Source organism: Pseudoalteromonas sp. NH0006-46 (genome assembly GCF_057547735.1).
Window position 1 is genome coordinate 190,191 of record NZ_BAAJML010000002.1, and the last position, 16,539, is coordinate 206,729.

The window sequence follows — 16,539 nt, forward strand, 5'->3', positions numbered from 1 at the left end:
CTCGGCTTAATTACTCATTAAAACGACAGAAAATAATGAAAAAAAGTTTTTTTGCACTGGTAGTTTTACTTTCGGGGTGTGCATCAAATGAAGAGCCGCCTTTTGAAATAAACACTAAGCAGTTTTTTGAAAAACAAGACGAGCAAGGGAATAATGTATTTGCTTATGTTGTATCGGTTAAAGCTAAGCACCGTGAAAACTTTAACCTTGATCGTGGGCGCAATAACAGGCCTTCTCGCAGTGAGGTTAAAGAATATATTGAGCAAGAACACTTTGAAGAGTCGAGTGTGTTAAAGCTTAAGTTAGAAGACAGGGCCGTCGAATTATTAAAGCAAGAGCTTAAAACGCGTGAGTATTGCGCTAACAAACATGAAATAACAGAAGTTCTATGGCGAGATCTCAGTGTGCAACTAAGAGGGCGTTGTTTGTAACTATGTTAGCTGACAAAACAAAGCTAGAGGCGTGTTTAGCGCATTTAGATATCAATTACGACGTTATTGAACATCCACCTTTGCATACTAGTTTAGCAGCTGATGAATTATTGCTTGAACGTCCAGGTACACGTTTAAAAAATTTATTTTTGCGTGATAACGAAGGTAAACGTCATTTTTTAGTTATTACAGCTCACAATAAGCAGTTAGATCTAAAAGCGCTTTCAAAACAGCAAGGGTTGTCGCGTTTAGGGTTTGCTTCAAGCGAGCGTTTAGCAACCTATTTAAAAGTTGCGCCAGGGTGCGTATCAATGCTTGCCTTACTTAACGACAAACAAAGTGCGGTAACCGTATGGTTAGATCAAGATATTTGGTTTGGAGATCTATTTCATTGCCACCCATTTGAAAATACACAAACGTGGATTTTGAGCAAACCAGACTTAGAAGCTTTTTTTGAATACACAGCACATCAACCGCGAGTTATGTTTTTACCGTCAAAGTGAGCCCAAATCACAAGCAATAATCCGCACAAACACATAATAAGCAGGGTTAGCATAAAGGGTGTTTGTCCGTATTTTTGGTATACCACACCTGGTAATAACGAGCCAATGGCACCTCCACTGTAGTAAAATGAAACATACCCTCCATTTGTCACGCTTGGTGGTGCCTCACTTATTTTATTAACCAGTGGGGCTGCGGTTGAATGAATAATAAACATAGCCGCACAAAATAGCGTGAATGCAGTTAAAAAGACGCTAAGCTGGTGGCTCATGAGCACAACAATACTAAGGCTGTAAAAAATGAAGGTCGCCCCTAATGCGTGCCAAGCTGAGGGCGCTTTTTTTAATAGCCAAGGCGTGGCAATAGAAGCCAAGGCTCCAATTAAGTAGCCACTGTAAACCAAACCAATATCACGCGTGTTTGTAATTAAAAATGTACTTTGCAGTATAAATGGCAAATAATTAAGTAAGGCTGCAAAACAAAAAAACATACAAAATACAGCGCCATAAACTTTTAAAACAGGGCCCTCCTTAAGTTGTTTGATGTAATCTAGAGGCGATTTTTGAGCGTGAGTACCAATGTTGTTGAATTTATGGGGCTTAATTAGCATAGCTAAAAAAACAAGCATAAAAGCAATTAAGTAATAAAAGCTTTGCCAATGCCATAAGTCGCTAAATAGCGCAGCAAGTACCCTTCCAAAATAACCACCTGCAATACTGCTTCCTATATAAAGAGTCATATTTTTTTGAAGTGTATCAGCGGTGAAACTTATTCCTATAAAGCTGGTCATGGCGGTTAATGCTGCAGGAAGGGTAAGGCCTTGTAAAAATCGTACTAATAGTAAGAGCTCAAAACTTGGTACCCAAATAAATACTAAGCAGCTAAAGCCCAGTACTATCATTGCAATACGAAGTATTTTTAAAGGATTTTGTTTGGCTAGAAACAGGCCATACACTAATGGTGCAATAGCTAAGGGCAGCATTGTTGCCGTCATTAAGCTGCCTGCTGTGGCAGGCGATACGCCAAACTCACTAGCAAATAAGCCGAGTAGAGGCTGAGGTGCGTAAAGCACGAAAAATGTAACAACAGAGCAAGCAAGTAGATGAATTAAGCGCATTATTTTGCTTTTAGGTAACTAGTTGGCTTTTTTATTGTATTAAAAATCCCCCAGAATTGATAATTAAAAAGTACGCTGTTGTCCCATATCATGCTAAGTATAAAGGAGTTTATTAGATTAATGTCGATAGCGCTGTTATTTAAACTCGTAGGTGATTAAAATAACGCTAATACTAGTTTTTATTGGAACAATGCCATGGGTTCATTACAAGACCAATTGCTGCAAGCAGGGTTAACAACATCGCATAAAGCTAAAGTTGCTAAATCAGAAAAACGTAAGCAACAAAAAAAACAGAAAAAAGGGGCAACAAGTAACCCTAATGATCTGCAAAAGCATATTCAACAAACTAAGCTTGAGCAGCAAAAAAAGGCGGAAGAGTTAAACCAAGCCCGCCAAGTGACTTTAAAACAGCGTGAGCAAGAAGCGCGTGTTAAGCAAATTTTAGAACACAACAATCAAGATGCTATTCGTGGTGAGCGAACCTTTAATTTTACTTACGATAAAAAAGTAAAAAGTATTGAAGTGAATGAAAAAACTCAAAAAGCTTTGTCGGGTGGTCGTTTAGCGATCTGTGTTCTAGAGGGGCAGTTTTACGTATTAGAAGACGAGCCAGCACGTAAAGTGGCTGAAGTAGACGAAAAATACATTGTTTTTCATGTTGAACCTGAAAACAAGCCTAAAGATGAAGACGACCCATACGCAGATTTTGAGGTACCAGACGATTTAGTTTGGTAACAATCAATTAAGCGCCTGCTCATTTTTGTTTGCTAAACTAGTTTTAGGTAAATAGAAACGAGCTAGCAGTGCAGGGTTAAGTTGATCGTCTAGCATCGTTTCTAACGTATGCTTTTTATTTGATTATTGACTACAATCAATTGAACAGTTTTTTCTAACCGTCAAAAAGAAGAGTAAATACAATGAGCAAGATGAAAACACTACTACTAGGCGCGGGCATTAGCTTAGCCGCAAGTTTCTCGTTTAATGCAGCTGCCGCTGATGGTGCCGCATTATACACTGCAAAAAATTGTCAAACCTGTCATGGTGCAGATGGTAAAGCACCAATCATGGGTATGTATCCTAAACTTAATGGTCAAAACAAAGATTATTTAGTTGCACAAATGAAAGATATTAAGTCGGGTGCACGTAATAATGGTATGTCTATGGCTATGAAGGCAATGGTTGCTACAGTAACTGACGAAGAGTTTGAAGCTATTGCAGACTACTTATCTAAAGTAAAATAACTCAAAGTAGTTATTAACCCTTTAAAAAACAGCCACACAAATGTGTGGCTGTTTTTGTTTGTTGATTGCTATAAAACGCAGAGTGTTTTAGACTTCTAAACATCTATTCGCATTCATTATCTGCGTATTTTAAAAGGTTTATTATGTTTGATTTACCCCAACTTGATTTAAAAAATAAAGTGTCTGCTCAAGAGTGGCAACTACGTGTCGATCTTGCGGCATGTTACCGGCTAGTGGAGCATTTTCGTTGGGGAGACTTAATTTATACGCATTTATCGGCTCGTTTGCCCGGGACTGACCATTATCTAGTTAACGCTTTTGGGTTAACATTTGACGAAGTAACCGCGTCAAACTTAGTTAAGGTTGACCTAAACGGGAATATAATTGACGACACTCCCTTTAGCATTAACCCTGCTGGCTTTACTATTCACAGTGCAATACACGAGGTCAGAGAAGACGCGCATTGCGTTATTCATTTACACACCAAAGAAACCATTGCTGTGGCTACCCAAAAAAAGGGTTTATTGCCATTGAGCCAGTATTCAATGTTTTCGTTACCGTCGCTTTCATATCATGGTTACGAAGGCCTTGCAGTTAATGATGATGAGCGCAAAGTACTACAGGATGACTTAGGTTCAAATAATCATATGTTATTAGTCAACCATGGTGGCTTAACGGTAGGCCCGACCGTAGGCGATGCGTTTATGCGTTTTTACGACTTACAACGCGCCTGCGAAATACAATTAGCGCTGCAAGCTAGCTCGCAAGAAGTTATTCCTGTACCTCAACCAATTATCGACAATATTTATAACCAAGCCAACGTGGTACACAGCGGCAGCACTGGAGGCCAGCTTGCTTGGCCTGCGATGCTACGAAAAGCATATCGGCTTGATCCCAGTTTTGCAAAATAACCCGAACAGGTTAATAAGGAATTTTTATGAAGGTAAATCGCGTAGAAGTATTTGATATTCACTGTCCAGAGCGCCCAGCGTGGACACCTGTATTTGTTCGCATCCATACTGATGAGGGCATTAGTGGTGTGGGTGAAGCCGGTCTTGCTTACGATTTAGGCCATAGCGCGGCCGCCGCCATGATCAAAGAAATGGCAGATGCCTTTTTAATTGGTCACGACCCGTTTCAAACAGAAAAGCTGTGGTCTCGTATGTTACGAGAAAGCTTTTGGGGTTTAGGCGGTGGACCCGTTGTGTACGCTGCAATGAGTGCTATTGATACCGCGCTTTGGGATATTAAAGGTAAAGCGCTTGGGTTACCGGTCTATCAATTACTGGGTGGTAAGGTTAACGATAAACTTCGTACTTATGCATCGCAACTGCAGTTTGACTGGGATAGCGAATTTAAAGCACTAGTACAGCCACAAGAGTATGCAGAGGCGGCATTAAAAGCCATAGCAGAGGGTTACGATGCAGTAAAAGTAGATCCAATTCAATACGATAAAGACGGTAATACGTATTACGATCGCACTAATATTATTTTACGCCCAGAAATGAAGTTATACCGCGCGCGTATGCAAGCTATTCGTGAAGCTGTGGGCGATGAAGTCGATATTATTTTTGAATGTCATAGTTTACCGGGTGCCACATCAGCTATTCAAATTGGTGAAATAGCCGAAGAATTTGATTGTATGTATTTTGAAGAGCCTGTGAACTACTTAAATCACTCGTTGCATGCCAAAGTAGCGGATAAAGTTAACGTACCCATTGCGGGCGGTGAGCGCTTGTACAACCGCTGGGGGGTTCGTCCTTATTTAGAAGATCAGAGTATTGACGTGCTTCAGCCAGATATAGGGTTATGTGGTGGTTTTACTGAAACTAAAAAAGTATGTGATTACGCCGATATTTTTGATGTACGTATTCAGGCGCACGTGTGTGGTGGACCTGTTGCGACAGCTGCATCGTTACACCTAGAAACCGCTATTCCTAACTTTTTGATACATGAGCATCATACTTATGCGATTAAAAAGTGGAACCGTGAATTGTGTTTACAAGATCCACAACCTAAAAATGGTTTCTTTGAAGTGTCTGAGGAGCCAGGTTTAGGTATTGAGTTAAACGATGAAATTGTGATGCGTTCACAACGAGTAGAAATAAAATAATAACTAAGCTTTGTCTTAATTTAAAAAGCCGGTAAGTGACTATTCACTTACCGGCTTTTTATTAGCAACATTAAGGTAATTCGTTCATTACGCACTTAACGCCTTTGAGCTCTCGCGTGGCTTTGCTATCTACGTGGCGTATAAAGCATTGTTTATTTTTTATCATCAGTTCAAATTGGTCGGGCGGATTAAGCTGATGACTTTTTATAATGTTATTTTTGTTTAGATTCCCCAGCGTAACCACACTATTTTTTGTAAATACATCGTCAGCTAACGTTATGTTTTGCATATTCGTAATGGTACTAATTACTTTGTTAACCGCGCTTTGATTAGGCGCTAAAAGTAGTGCATGTTGTAATTTGGGGGTTGGTTCAGCGCGTTGCGACACACAGCCACTTAATAAGGCGCACCAGGCTAAGCTCACAATGAATAATGTATTTTTCATAAAACCTACGCCATTTTAAGCATAATAGAATTTAAATATAACGACTTTTACTTACACTTGGTAGTAGTGCATTGCATTTGCATAGCTGAGCTTATGCCATAGGCTATGGCTTTTACACAGCGCGTAATGCTGATGCCATAGCGCATTGTAATGAGTGTTTATTTGGCATACCGGAAAGTTACTAGCAAACATAATACGCTGCTCGCCAAAGTGTTGTAAAAGCCATTTAAAGCATGCTTCTTGTTGTGCTTGTGTCAGGCTTAATAACTCAAAGCCAGAAAATTTAATAGCAATGTTTTTATGTTGGGCGAGTAATTCAACGCTTTGTTGCCAAGAGGCTAAGTCATCAGGCAACCCTGCATGATTAAGAATAATTTGTAGATGAGGTAATTGCTTTGCACAGTGAGCAATATGATTAGCTACGCTAACGTTGTGTAGTTCAAATTGCGCTTCAAAATGCAGTTTATTTGTCGCTAATAAATCAAGATTATGAATACAACGAGGGCTTTTTAGCCTTATAGCATCATCGCCTTCTGTTATATCTCTAATGCCACATAGGCTCGAATGCGCCAGCGCATCGAGCGCGTCACTAAATTGCTCAGCAAGCGCATCTATTTGGTTAAAACTAATGGCTTTAAATGGCACTTCACTTAAATGCTTACTTAGCCAATTAAGTTCATTGATAGGGGCCGAATTATCAAAGCCCGCTTCTATGTGTACAATACCCGCAAGTTCAAAATCAGTACTTTTAACAAGTTGCTCTGCACTTATTGGTTGTTTTATTTTGTCTAAATTGGGCCATGCTGGTGGGTTTTTGCCTTGTAACCAAGTGTACTGACCATCAAGTAAATTAAAAAAATGAACATGCGGGTCAATTATCTTGGTACTCATTGGGCTGTATAGCCGCCATCAATACTTTGTAAGCTACCAGTAATAAAGCTTGCGTCGTCACTTGCTAAAAAACTCACAAGAGCGGCTACTTCATCGGCTTGGCCTAATCGGTTTAGCGGTTGCAGGCTTGCTTCTTCTACCACTATATCGGCTTTGTTTGCACCACTTTTATCGCAGTAAGCGTCAATTGCGTTATGAAATAAAGGGGTTTCAATTGTGCCTGGGCACACTGCATTAGCACGAATGTTAAAGCGTGCGTAATCAAGTGCCGTGGTTTTTGCCATAGAGGCGAGAGCATGCTTAGTAAGGTTGTAGGCAAATGAATTGTGCTTAGCAATTAATGCTTGGTCAGACGCTATTAATATAATAGAACCCGCATTATTTGCTTTCATACAGGGTAGTACACTTTGTACAGCCGCGTAGGCACCTTTTACATTAAGCGCAAATAGCGCATCGAGCGTTTGCTCATCAGTGCTTTCTATATTTGCGCTTAGGTGTTTTCCAGCATTAGAAACCAGTACATCAATACGTTGAGATTGTTTATATACCGCTTTGATAGAGCGTCGAACAGCATCCACATCACTTACATCGCAATGATGAAAAACGCCCACATCGCTCGGTGTGATATCAAGGTTGTGAACCTCATAGCCACTACTTAGCAGGCGTTTTATTACCGCTAGGCCAATCCCTTTCGTTCCACCTGTTACAATTGCAACTTTTGACATACGGGTTCCTTTTTAGCTAATTAGTGAGCGTGGCCACAGCCGCCTTCAGCATGAACATGGCCATGCGAAATTTCTTCGCTAGTTGCTTCGCGTACCGATACAACTTCTACATCAAATGTCAGTGTTTTACCTGCAAATGGGTGATTCAAGTCACAATCGGCATTAAAACGACCTACTTTAACAATCGTCACCTGATGACGGCCTTGGTTAGACTGAACCATTGCAGTCATGCCTGGCTTCCATACTTTAACATCGCCTTGTAAGTGCTTAAGTGGTATACGTTGAATTAAGTCATCAACACGCTCACCATAAGATTCACTTGGCTCAAGCGTTACACTAAATTTTTCGCCAGCGTTTTTACCCTCAAGGGCTTTTTCTAAACCAGGTAACATACCTTCGCTGCCATGAATGTAGCTAAGTGGCGCATCATTTACACTGCTTTCAATTTGTTCACCCGCTTCACTAAGCGTGTAGTGAAACTCTACTGCCGAATTTTTACTAATTTGCATGCTGTTCTCTTTAAAATAACTATGTTGGGGCGTGATTTTACGCGAAATAGATTGGTTTATAAACTTAACGTGGTTGATTTAGTGTTTTTTGCAAATCGTGTAGTAAATCTTGTTTGATTGGCTGCGCTTGTGGTTTTTCTGCTTGAGGGATATAAAGCACTAACTGACGGCCGGGTTTTAAAATGCTGGATGCCGACAGTTTATTCCATTTGGCCAAATCGCTATGTGGTACATCGTAAAGTTGGCTAATGCTCCACAGGCTATCACCGGTTTTTACGGTGTAGTCTATTTCTATGGTTGGGATAGCAATGTCTTCTTGGTGTTCTAAATAAGGGCTTATTTTGTAATCTATAGTTAAGGAGTTTGGTAGGGTTTTGGGTTGCCCAACCAGTAGCTTTTCGCCTACGCCAATAAAGTTGTTGGTTTTGTTATTGAGTTGTTTTAGCATTTTTACCGACATGCTAAAGCGTTTGGCAATAGCATAAAGTGTGTCGTTTTGTTTTACTCTGTATTCACCTGCAAAATTAGATTTAAAAAACTGACTTTTTAATAATGCTTCTTGGCCTATTGGTAGCAATAAGGTATGTGGTCCGTTTGGCGAGCTTTGATTTTTTAAATACCCTTGGTTTATCGCATGCAGCTGCTTTGAACCAATACCTGACAGCTTGGCAATAACCGAAAAATCGAATTGCTGGCCTATATTCATTTGTGTGGTGAGTGGTTTATAGGCAAGTTTTGGCTGCCTCATACCTTTTTGTGGATGTTTAACTAAATAACTTAAAGCGAGCAATTTTGGCACGTAATCGGCGGTCTCTTTTGGCAAGCTTAGCGACCAAAAGTCAGTGCTTTTTCCTCGTTTAGTGTTTTTCTCTATGGCCCGTTTTACGCGTCCTTCACCGCTATTATAGGCTGCCAATGCATGTAGCCAATTGCCGTTAAAACGCTTATGTAAATAGCTCAAGTAATCAAGCGCCGCATCAGTAGAGGCTAATACATCTTGGCGACCGTCGTACCATTGATCTGACTTAATACCAAAGTGATATGCTGTCGCACCTACAAGTTGCCATACCCCAACGGCTTGTTGCGATGAGGCAACCGTGGGCCTAAAGTCACTTTCTACAAAAGGTAGCAGTGCTATTTCCATGGGTAGGTTTCTTTGCTCTATTTTTTTTACTATGTGATACAAATAAGGCGCTGCACGTTTACTTACCGTGGTTAGGTATTTAGGCTGTTTTAAATACCAGTTAATGCGTTTTTTTAAAGCTCGATTTTGATAAACCGTAAAATGTAAGTTGTTGGCAATATGCACCCACAAATCAGTTGTTTTTGGTGGGCGCTTTTTTACAACTCTATTTTTAACTTTGAGTGGGGGAGTGTTTTTTTCAATAAGACTGGTTTGTTGCTCTGGGTTTACTGTGGCAGTTACGTTTTCGTGATTTGCGTAATCAGGCTCAAAATGAGTAAATATTTGAGGCGTTTCCGCCTGCTTTTGCTCGGTTGATTCACAACCAAACAAAAAGAGTCCTAAAAAGCATAATATCAAACTGCGCATAATGATCACTTTAGTCAATTCCTTTTATTATTTTAACACAATCCGTTGTGTTGGGTTATTTTGAGCTTTTAGCGCGGTTAAGTCCCGCTTGTAAAAATAACTGACTCGACTTTTTGTTAAGCGTGTCTTGCTGGTAGGGAGCAAGCACTTTTTGTGGAAACGTTTCTATGAGTGATTCAGTCGCAAGATTTTGATTACTTTTGACATGCTCAGTTAGTGCATTTAAAAATGCCAGAGGCTGCTTGAGTTGTTGCTTGTTAAGTATCCCGCCATGCCCGGGTATAATTAGTGATAGCTTTTCATTGTCAATATATTGCTTTAATAAAGTTTGCCAACTTTTAAGTTCACCGTGTCCCGGATAGGGAAGCCAATCAACAATGTCGCCACCAATAAGTATGCTTTCATTGTTTGTAGTAACGGTTAAATCGCCATTAGTGTGCGCTATATGGGGGGTAATATTTAATTCAAAACTGCCTAGGTCAAGTGTTTTACTTACTGCCAATGCTATGTCTGGAGGGCTAAGCTTATATTTGCGCCAACGAAAAAGTCGTGCTTTAGCCAGTTCTAGCTTTTCTCGCCATGCTGTTTGTTCTTCTTTGGGGATTGATGCTAAACGCTGATAGCTCAGTTCAATGCTTTTTTCATAGCTGTCGAGTTTATCAGTGTAGGCTTTTTGATAGGTTTTAAAGTCTGCGCTTACTTGCTGGTGGGTGATAAGTTTGGCATTAGGATAAAAGTGTTGAATAACTGCCATGCCCAGTAAGTGATCGTCATGATAATGGGTTGCAACCAAATAACAAAGAGGCGTTTTAAGGCGTTTTTTTAGTTCAACAACAAGTTGTTCAACACTTGCAAAATTTCCACTGGTATCTACTAGTAAAGCGCATTCATCACCCTCAATTAATACTTGGTTAGAGTCGTAAAAACGTAGAGCGTCTTGTTGTTTTAAAAATTGGATGTTGTTGTTAATGGTTTGCCAGCTAATGGCTGCATTTGAATTGGCTGTGACAAAAAGTAAACCTATTATTAGGAATGTATATTTTAACGATGAGTGAATACCAGGTAAGGAGTACTTCATTAACTATCTCTTGCAGGCCAATTATTACCCTAATGATAAACAAAAAGCGCAGGTTGCGCTTTTTATTTTTTTTGTTTTGGGTCACTTGCCAAATGTTGACTCAGTTTATCAACAAGCTGGTCTTGATGTTGCTGCTCAACAGTTGCTTGTGTTTTTGCTTCAAGCAAATCGTGGCTTAAATTAAGTGCTGCCATAAGCAATGCTTTTTGATCGTTTCGAACGGTTGAACGCTGTTTCATTTGTTCAACTAAGTCGTTTAGATTTTTAGCTGCTGCTATCAATGCCTCTTCTTGCCCTTGCGGACAAGCAAATTGCTGCTCTTTACCTAGCAACTCAACAGTGACCCGCTGGTTTTGCAGCTCAGACATTAGCTAGCCTGTTGTGCGCTTTGTAATTTATCTAGTAAGCCAGATAACGTTGTGCTGGCATCTTTTTGCTTTTCTTCGTTTTCAAGCGCTTCTAGTTGTAAAAGTTCGTTATCATCAGCGAGTTTACTATTTTGCTCTTTTAAGCTAGCAACATCAGTTTGTAATTGATTATTGCGTTCAATAAGTGAATCGATCAGTTGTTCGAGTTGTTGAAGAGTAGTGTTGTCCATAAGGCGCTCATATAACTGTAATTAATGTCTTGCAAATGTAAAGCAAAGTGCATTGATTTACTAGCATTTACGCCAGTTTTAGCTGATTTTTCTTCTTTGTTAAGGGATAATTCATACAACGTGCTTTTTTGTTCAGAAACGGTTCATTTAAGCGCCCCTTATCCGAGGCGTTATTGGACTTTGCGAATTGAAATTTGTTTAAATTAGGGGCTATTTAATCGTGGCGCGAGGTTTGTAACCCAGTGGACTCGATAACTGCTCCTGCGTTACTCTCTGAGTTACATTCATGTAAGAATAACCACACTATGTAGGTTCTACCTTGCCTGAAAATCCAATAAGCTGCTGAAAGTTTTACCTTGGAAGGTTAACAGACCCTAGTGCAAGTTGCTAAAGCCCAGTGCTTATGGTTCACTTGCGATATTAAATTGCGTATGGCGAAAATAAAATAATGCTTAGTTACAGACACTCATTTCATGCGGGTAATCCGGCCGATGTTCTTAAACACCTTGTGTTGGCTCAGGTCCTTAAATATCAAACAATTAAAGATAAGCCGCTTGATTACATTGATACGCATTCTGGCGCCGGTTTTTTTGAACTTGCTGCAGCTGATGCCCAAAAAACGCAAGAGTACCAAGACGGTATTGAAAAGTTGTGGACTCACACAAGCCAGCATGAAGCACTTAACGAATACATTGAGCTAATTAAATCGTTCAATAATACGAGTGACCTCGATTTTTATCCGGGCTCGCCAAAAATTGCTGAACATTATTTACGCCGCCAAGATAAAGGCTGGTTTTTTGAATTGCACCCGCGAGACTTATTGCTTTTAGAGGATAATATGCAGGGTAAGCGTTCTATTCGAGTGCGCGGCGAAAACGGGTTTACCGGTTTAGTTGGGTTATTGCCACCTGCATCACGCAGGGCATGTGTATTAATCGACCCGCCATACGAAGTAAAAGATGATTATGAGTGCGTTGTAAAAACATTAGTTAAAGCGCATCAACGATTTGCAACGGGTACATACATGATTTGGTATCCGGTTGTTGACCGAGAGCGCATTAACAACATGGAGCAGGGTTTAATTGACTCCGGTATGCGAAATATTCAGTTATTCGAGCTGGGAACAGAGGCCGATACTGACGTCCATGGTATGACTGCATCCGGTATGATAGTGATTAATCCGCCATGGAAGCTTAAACAAACTATGGATGCGGTATTACCTGAGTTAGTTTCGTTACTAAGTAAACCAAGCGGCTTTTATAGGTGCGAGCAACTCGTCGACGAATAACGACTATTCATAAAAATGCCCAGCATTGCTGGGCATTTTTGTACTACTGTATTACTTTCGGTTAAAAGCGAAAATAGTGTGAATTATTTTGCACTTACTTTTTTACAAATTTAGTAAGAATCACAATTCGCTGGCCATCAACACGCCCTTCAATGTGCTCTGGGTTACTGGTTAAACCAATATTGCGTACCGCAGTGCCGCGTTTTGCTGTAAGACTACTGCCTTTTACATCCAAGTCTTTTATGAGTGTCACGGTATCGCCAGCTTGAAGAACCACGCCATTACTATCGATATGCTTAACGTCGTCATCTTCTGCAAGTGCTTTTTTAGCCCAAGCCAAGGTCTCTTCTTCAAGGTATATCATGTCTAGAGCGTCTTGTGCCCAGCCATTATCTGGCGCTAAGCGAGATAGCATTCTATACGCAACAACTTGAACTGCAGGTGTTTGGCTCCACATGCTGTCGTTTAAACAGTGCCAATGTGTTGGCGTTATATCGACTGTGTTTTCAATTTGTTCTTTGCATGCTTGGCAAGTGTAAATGCATTTATCTGAATGGGTATCCGTAATCGGCGGAACTTCATAAACAGATAAGTCATTAGTAGCTGTACATAATTCACATTGGTTATTGCTGCGTTCAATTAAAGCTTTTTCAATACTCATAGGGACTACTTTTTTGGTCGAGTTGATATTTTTGCGTAGTATAACTCAGCACAATGAGTGTGTGTTATAAATCCCTTAATTTTGTGTGGGTATATCTTGCATGTATTTTTTAGCTGCATTTGTTATGTAGCCGTTGCCATGTAGATTTTTTATTGTTTTATTAATAACCGGTAATAAGTGTTTGTGTTTACTCAATAAGCGAATTCTTAAAAAGCCATGAGAATATTGAGCACCAAAACCCATACTCAAATTTAGCTGTTGTGACCAATATAAGGCAGGTAGTTTACTTATAATGGCAACATCGACTCTTTTACGAACAAGCGCTTCCATGAGTTCTTTTTCTGAGGGGAAATCCACTCGATTAAATGAATCATCACTATGGTAATAATACCCTAATACGGTGCCTACATTTTTACCTGTTAGATTTGAGATGTTTTTCCATTTGCTTGAGTTTTCGGGCAAGGTTACAAGCATTTCGGTGACCGTAATTAAAGGGTCTGAAAACACATACATGGTGTTATTGCGCTCGCTTTGGGGTAACCAATTAAGCGAAATAACATCAAAGTCTATAATGCCTTCATTAAGATATTTGGTGATTCGTTTTGTAGGTAGAGGTTCGTGATAAGCAGATATGTTGGCATCAACAAGGACTTTTTCAATGATTTCAGGTAATACGCCAGGGTGATCTGGGTTATTTGTGTAATAAGGGTAGTGACTCCCAGATGAGCTAATATTGTATTTTAACGTATTCTGTTTTTCTGTTGCCAAAGTAAAAAGCGAGCATATTGCACAGCACGTTATTAGTAACCATTTCAAACAAGTCAAACTTCCTCCTTCGCTAAGAAATTTTTACTAGTTTTATTTACTTTGCATAGTATTGCAACGATTAAGATATTTTTACTATACTTTTAGTATCCAACATAGATTAGACTCAAAGGAGTAAGCTTAATCTTATATAACCTTATAGGCGAATTATATTGAACGTGTCTGATACTCCATCGCTAACACCTACTTTGACACAATATGTTGCTCGGCAACCAATATTTAATGCCGAAAAAGCAGTGTTTGCTTACGAGCTACTTTACCGAAACTCAGCAAATAATGCGTTTCCTGTCGGTACGAGTGATGAGCACGCAACCAGCCGTTTGTTTTTTAATACGCTGATGCTGGTTGGCGCAGAAAAGCTCACTGCCCACCAACTTGCTTTTGTGAATCTTTCTACAGATGCCTTGTTAGATGAATTCCCTAAATTATTAAACCCAGAGCATACTGTCATTGAGATTGTAGAGCGTACGGTAAATATTGCAGCGGTTGCCAGTCGTATTAAAACACTAAAAGGTCAGGGGTATATATTTGCACTGGACGATTATGACGGCGATGAAAAATGGGAGCCGCTACTCGCCCTTGTTAACTACATAAAAATTGAAGCTGAAGAGCCTATTATTAAAACTAACATGCGGGTTAAAAAGTTAAAACGTAGCTACCCTCATTGCAAAATAATTGTAGAGCGAATAGAAACCTACGATCAGTTTATAAACTTACGCGATGCAGGGTGTGATTATTTTCAGGGGTTCTTTTTTGCTCGCCCAGAAATGCTCACTTACAGTGGAGTCGACCCTTCAAAAGTTACCGTTTTCGAACTCCTTAAAGCAATAGCAAAAGAATCGTTATGCTTTGAAGAAATTCATCAGCGTGTAGCTAAAGATGTAGGAATAACGGCGCGAATTTTACGTTTAGCAAATGCGCGCTCTGGTAATAGTAATTTAGTTATCACGTCTATATCGCAAGCTGTTGTTTATTTAGGTGAAGACGTAATTCGCCAATTTGTGCGCGTATTAGCTGTTAGCGATTTAGGAATAGATAAACCCACAGAGTTAACTAAATTTGCTCTTGTACGCGCTCGGTTAATGGAACTTATATTAACAGAAACAAACAAAAATTTATCTCAGCAAGGTTACTTGGTGGGATTGTTTTCGATGCTTGATGCAATATTAGATATTGAGCTAGCAACTATTGTAAAAGAGTTTACGCTTGATAAAAGCATTACAGATGCTTTGCTAATGCAAACCGGTTTGTTGGGTGATTGTTTATTGCTTACAAAAGCGATTGAAACTAAAAATTGGCCAATGGTTGAAACACAACTTAAGCTGGTTAACCCAGAGATAGAAATAGAAAAAGTATACAGTTTTATATTAGAGTCAATGCTTTATAGTGATGATGTAATAGAAGTTATGAGCGAATAAGATGCGTAATTTTTTATCTGTTGTAAGTGTTGTTATTGCTTTATGTTTGTTATTTCCGGGTATTACAAAACCAGTGCTAACAATTGAGGGAAATATTGATAAATCAAAACTTGCTCAAGCGGGTATTGAAATGTTAGCAGAAGAAGGCGATGGCCGAACGCGCAGTATGCTAATGATGTTTTCAAACATGTTGGGGCTAGATAAGTTAGAAGGCGAGATTAGCGCCTATAGCAAAACGCAAAGTATTTACGGCACTATTAAAGACCTAGCAAATAATAATAATTTGCTTGTTGCTATCTTGGTTGGTCTTTTTTCAGTGGTGGTGCCAAGCCTAAAGTTATTATTACAGCTACTGTATTGCTGCTTACCAGTGAATAAGCTTAAGCAAGTTTGTGGCAATATTGTGTGTGCGCTCAGCAAATGGAGTATGGTTGATGTATTTGTAATAGCGTTAATTGTTACGTATTTAGCAGGCAATGCACATGCTAAAAGTGGTGAATTGCTTGTTATGAATGCACAGTTTGGTGAAGGGTTTTGGTACTTTAGTGCCTATTGTCTATTTGCAGTTACTGCCAGCTATTTAATTAAAACTCAAACCAAACTACATAACACGCCCTAAATTATTTGTAGTCGTTTATAAGTTACTTTAAACTCTCTTTTTTTGATTGGGGTATCATTTTGCAACGCATGTACACTATTTTACTTACGCTTACTTTACTGCTCACGTTTGTGGGTCAGTCTTTTGCGTCTGTAGCAAGTGAATGTGAAATGCCTCATCAGTCTAATGCTCACGTTAATATGCACTTGGGTAATACCAGCGAAGGGAATAACAGCGCTCACCATACCATGATGCAAATGGATTGCTGCGATGACGAGGCGACGGCTCAAAACGAATGCAGTTGCCCCGTTAATGGCTGTACCGCTAACTCAATGCTTAATGTTGATATTTTATTGGTTACTGCAGTTATTATTACTGAAAAAGTGAATACGCCCGAATTAAGTGCTCAAACAACCTCTCCCAAATCACTTTACCGCCCTCCTATGTTTGCTTAAATAGCAGGATAGGTGTGTCTAAATTTTATGAACTTCTAGCTGACTTTGACCCTTTGAAAACGTGATTAGTTTTCTTATTCGGTGCGGCTGATA

21 protein-coding genes are annotated in these 16,539 nt (G+C 39.6%); 10 read left to right on the forward strand and 11 right to left on the reverse strand.

What is annotated here, in order from left to right:
• Window positions 1-35: 35 nt before the first annotated feature.
• Both AC27I2_RS05680 and AC27I2_RS05685 read left to right on the forward strand, forming a co-directional pair.
• Window positions 36-431, forward strand: a complete 396-nt coding sequence (locus AC27I2_RS05680) for a putative periplasmic lipoprotein (protein ID WP_058403813.1) — start codon at window positions 36-38, stop codon at window positions 429-431.
• Between the two features lie 2 nt (window positions 432-433).
• On the forward strand, window positions 434-934 hold the full coding sequence (locus AC27I2_RS05685; protein ID WP_058403812.1) for a prolyl-tRNA synthetase associated domain-containing protein: 501 nt from the start codon (window positions 434-436) through the stop codon (window positions 932-934).
• On the opposite strand, the gene AC27I2_RS05690 is transcribed toward AC27I2_RS05685, so the two are convergent.
• Complete coding sequence (locus AC27I2_RS05690) at window positions 901-2,049, reverse strand: MFS transporter (protein WP_487203693.1); 1,149 nt, start codon at window positions 2,047-2,049, stop codon at window positions 901-903. The genes AC27I2_RS05685 and AC27I2_RS05690 overlap by 34 nt on opposite strands.
• A 195-nt stretch (window positions 2,050-2,244) precedes the next feature.
• Here AC27I2_RS05690 and AC27I2_RS05695 point away from each other — a divergent pair, with 195 nt between their 5' ends.
• From AC27I2_RS05695 to AC27I2_RS05710, 4 genes are all read left to right on the forward strand, one after another.
• Window positions 2,245-2,784: a DUF2058 domain-containing protein gene (locus tag AC27I2_RS05695; RefSeq protein WP_058403810.1), complete on the forward strand. Its 540-nt coding sequence runs from the start codon at window positions 2,245-2,247 to the stop codon at window positions 2,782-2,784.
• Between the two features lie 182 nt (window positions 2,785-2,966).
• Window positions 2,967-3,290 carry a c-type cytochrome gene (locus AC27I2_RS05700; RefSeq protein ID WP_058403809.1) on the forward strand — a complete coding sequence of 108 codons (324 nt, stop codon included), beginning with the start codon at window positions 2,967-2,969 and terminating at the stop codon, window positions 3,288-3,290.
• Between the two features lie 143 nt (window positions 3,291-3,433).
• Complete coding sequence (locus tag AC27I2_RS05705; RefSeq protein ID WP_487203694.1) at window positions 3,434-4,201, forward strand: class II aldolase/adducin family protein; 768 nt, start codon at window positions 3,434-3,436, stop codon at window positions 4,199-4,201.
• Window positions 4,202-4,227: 26 nt separating this feature from the next.
• Window positions 4,228-5,403, forward strand: a complete 1,176-nt coding sequence (locus AC27I2_RS05710; RefSeq protein ID WP_487203695.1) for a mandelate racemase/muconate lactonizing enzyme family protein — start codon at window positions 4,228-4,230, stop codon at window positions 5,401-5,403.
• A gap of 70 nt (window positions 5,404-5,473) precedes the next feature.
• On the opposite strand, the gene AC27I2_RS05715 is transcribed toward AC27I2_RS05710, so the two are convergent.
• The 8 genes from AC27I2_RS05715 to zapB all read right to left on the reverse strand — a co-directional run bounded on the left by AC27I2_RS05715 (window position 5,474) and on the right by zapB (window position 11,201).
• A complete protein-coding gene (locus tag AC27I2_RS05715) occupies window positions 5,474-5,848 on the reverse strand; it encodes a hypothetical protein (protein ID WP_219422780.1) in 375 nt (124 codons plus the stop codon).
• Between the two features lie 51 nt (window positions 5,849-5,899).
• Entirely contained in the window at window positions 5,900-6,739 is an 840-nt protein-coding gene (locus AC27I2_RS05720) for an amidohydrolase family protein (RefSeq protein WP_138530695.1), read from the reverse strand.
• Window positions 6,736-7,464 carry an SDR family NAD(P)-dependent oxidoreductase gene (locus AC27I2_RS05725; RefSeq protein ID WP_487203696.1) on the reverse strand — a complete coding sequence of 243 codons (729 nt, stop codon included), beginning with the start codon at window positions 7,462-7,464 and terminating at the stop codon, window positions 6,736-6,738. Before AC27I2_RS05725 ends, AC27I2_RS05720 begins: the two co-directional genes overlap by 4 nt.
• Before the next feature lie 20 nt (window positions 7,465-7,484).
• A complete protein-coding gene (locus tag AC27I2_RS05730) occupies window positions 7,485-7,973 on the reverse strand; it encodes an FKBP-type peptidyl-prolyl cis-trans isomerase (RefSeq protein ID WP_058552576.1) in 489 nt (162 codons plus the stop codon).
• Window positions 7,974-8,037: 64 nt separating this feature from the next.
• Window positions 8,038-9,525, reverse strand: a complete 1,488-nt coding sequence (locus AC27I2_RS05735) for a LysM peptidoglycan-binding domain-containing protein (RefSeq protein ID WP_487203697.1) — start codon at window positions 9,523-9,525, stop codon at window positions 8,038-8,040.
• Between the two features lie 55 nt (window positions 9,526-9,580).
• On the reverse strand, window positions 9,581-10,603 hold the full coding sequence (locus tag AC27I2_RS05740) for an MBL fold metallo-hydrolase (protein WP_487203698.1): 1,023 nt from the start codon (window positions 10,601-10,603) through the stop codon (window positions 9,581-9,583).
• A gap of 62 nt (window positions 10,604-10,665) precedes the next feature.
• Window positions 10,666-10,971 carry a cell division protein ZapA gene (locus tag AC27I2_RS05745; RefSeq protein WP_058403801.1) on the reverse strand — a complete coding sequence of 102 codons (306 nt, stop codon included), beginning with the start codon at window positions 10,969-10,971 and terminating at the stop codon, window positions 10,666-10,668.
• The gene (gene zapB / locus AC27I2_RS05750; RefSeq protein WP_058403800.1) at window positions 10,971-11,201 is read right to left on the reverse strand and encodes a cell division protein ZapB; all 231 of its coding nucleotides are present in this window, start codon (window positions 11,199-11,201) and stop codon (window positions 10,971-10,973) included. Before zapB ends, AC27I2_RS05745 begins: the two co-directional genes overlap by 1 nt.
• Window positions 11,202-11,649: 448 nt before the next feature.
• On the opposite strand from zapB, the gene AC27I2_RS05755 reads away from it, so the two are divergent.
• Window positions 11,650-12,489, forward strand: coding sequence for a 23S rRNA (adenine(2030)-N(6))-methyltransferase RlmJ (locus AC27I2_RS05755; RefSeq protein WP_058403799.1), 840 nt, complete (start codon window positions 11,650-11,652; stop codon window positions 12,487-12,489).
• Window positions 12,490-12,583: 94 nt separating this feature from the next.
• Here the strand turns inward: AC27I2_RS05755 and AC27I2_RS05760 are convergent, their stop codons facing one another.
• Both AC27I2_RS05760 and AC27I2_RS05765 read right to left on the reverse strand, forming a co-directional pair.
• Window positions 12,584-13,150 (reverse strand): PhnA domain-containing protein, encoded by a 567-nt coding sequence (locus AC27I2_RS05760; protein ID WP_487203699.1) that lies wholly within the window; start codon window positions 13,148-13,150, stop codon window positions 12,584-12,586.
• A 75-nt stretch (window positions 13,151-13,225) separates the two neighbouring features.
• Entirely contained in the window at window positions 13,226-13,966 is a 741-nt protein-coding gene (locus AC27I2_RS05765; RefSeq protein WP_235591411.1) for a substrate-binding periplasmic protein, read from the reverse strand.
• A 161-nt stretch (window positions 13,967-14,127) separates the two neighbouring features.
• Between AC27I2_RS05765 and AC27I2_RS05770 the strand changes: the two genes are divergently transcribed.
• The 3 genes from AC27I2_RS05770 to AC27I2_RS05780 all read left to right on the forward strand — a co-directional run bounded on the left by AC27I2_RS05770 (window position 14,128) and on the right by AC27I2_RS05780 (window position 16,446).
• Window positions 14,128-15,393 (forward strand): EAL and HDOD domain-containing protein, encoded by a 1,266-nt coding sequence (locus tag AC27I2_RS05770; RefSeq protein WP_487203700.1) that lies wholly within the window; start codon window positions 14,128-14,130, stop codon window positions 15,391-15,393.
• Between the two features lies 1 nt (window position 15,394).
• Window positions 15,395-16,012, forward strand: a complete 618-nt coding sequence (locus AC27I2_RS05775; protein ID WP_487203701.1) for a paraquat-inducible protein A — start codon at window positions 15,395-15,397, stop codon at window positions 16,010-16,012.
• A 68-nt stretch (window positions 16,013-16,080) separates the two neighbouring features.
• A complete protein-coding gene (locus tag AC27I2_RS05780) occupies window positions 16,081-16,446 on the forward strand; it encodes a hypothetical protein (RefSeq protein WP_487203912.1) in 366 nt (121 codons plus the stop codon).
• Window positions 16,447-16,539 lie beyond the last annotated feature (93 nt).

Excerpts from the sequence above, each read along its gene's own strand:
- AC27I2_RS05680 (WP_058403813.1), top strand. The coding sequence starts at position 36 with ATGAAAAAAAGTTTTTTTGCACTGGTAGTTTTACTTTCGGGGTGTGCA.
- AC27I2_RS05685 (WP_058403812.1), top strand. The coding sequence starts at position 434 with ATGTTAGCTGACAAAACAAAGCTAGAGGCGTGTTTAGCGCATTTAGAT.
- AC27I2_RS05690 (WP_487203693.1), bottom strand. The coding sequence starts at position 2,049 with ATGCGCTTAATTCATCTACTTGCTTGCTCTGTTGTTACATTTTTCGTG.
- AC27I2_RS05695 (WP_058403810.1), top strand. The coding sequence starts at position 2,245 with ATGGGTTCATTACAAGACCAATTGCTGCAAGCAGGGTTAACAACATCG.
- AC27I2_RS05700 (WP_058403809.1), top strand. The coding sequence starts at position 2,967 with ATGAGCAAGATGAAAACACTACTACTAGGCGCGGGCATTAGCTTAGCC.
- AC27I2_RS05705 (WP_487203694.1), top strand. The coding sequence starts at position 3,434 with ATGTTTGATTTACCCCAACTTGATTTAAAAAATAAAGTGTCTGCTCAA.
- AC27I2_RS05710 (WP_487203695.1), top strand. The coding sequence starts at position 4,228 with ATGAAGGTAAATCGCGTAGAAGTATTTGATATTCACTGTCCAGAGCGC.
- AC27I2_RS05715 (WP_219422780.1), bottom strand. The coding sequence starts at position 5,848 with ATGAAAAATACATTATTCATTGTGAGCTTAGCCTGGTGCGCCTTATTA.
- AC27I2_RS05720 (WP_138530695.1), bottom strand. The coding sequence starts at position 6,739 with ATGAGTACCAAGATAATTGACCCGCATGTTCATTTTTTTAATTTACTT.
- AC27I2_RS05725 (WP_487203696.1), bottom strand. The coding sequence starts at position 7,464 with ATGTCAAAAGTTGCAATTGTAACAGGTGGAACGAAAGGGATTGGCCTA.
- AC27I2_RS05730 (WP_058552576.1), bottom strand. The coding sequence starts at position 7,973 with ATGCAAATTAGTAAAAATTCGGCAGTAGAGTTTCACTACACGCTTAGT.
- AC27I2_RS05735 (WP_487203697.1), bottom strand. The coding sequence starts at position 9,525 with ATGCGCAGTTTGATATTATGCTTTTTAGGACTCTTTTTGTTTGGTTGT.
- AC27I2_RS05740 (WP_487203698.1), bottom strand. The coding sequence starts at position 10,603 with ATGAAGTACTCCTTACCTGGTATTCACTCATCGTTAAAATATACATTC.
- AC27I2_RS05745 (WP_058403801.1), bottom strand. The coding sequence starts at position 10,971 with ATGTCTGAGCTGCAAAACCAGCGGGTCACTGTTGAGTTGCTAGGTAAA.
- zapB (WP_058403800.1), bottom strand. The coding sequence starts at position 11,201 with ATGGACAACACTACTCTTCAACAACTCGAACAACTGATCGATTCACTT.
- AC27I2_RS05755 (WP_058403799.1), top strand. The coding sequence starts at position 11,650 with ATGCTTAGTTACAGACACTCATTTCATGCGGGTAATCCGGCCGATGTT.
- AC27I2_RS05760 (WP_487203699.1), bottom strand. The coding sequence starts at position 13,150 with ATGAGTATTGAAAAAGCTTTAATTGAACGCAGCAATAACCAATGTGAA.
- AC27I2_RS05775 (WP_487203701.1), top strand. The coding sequence starts at position 15,395 with ATGCGTAATTTTTTATCTGTTGTAAGTGTTGTTATTGCTTTATGTTTG.
- AC27I2_RS05780 (WP_487203912.1), top strand. The coding sequence starts at position 16,081 with ATGTACACTATTTTACTTACGCTTACTTTACTGCTCACGTTTGTGGGT.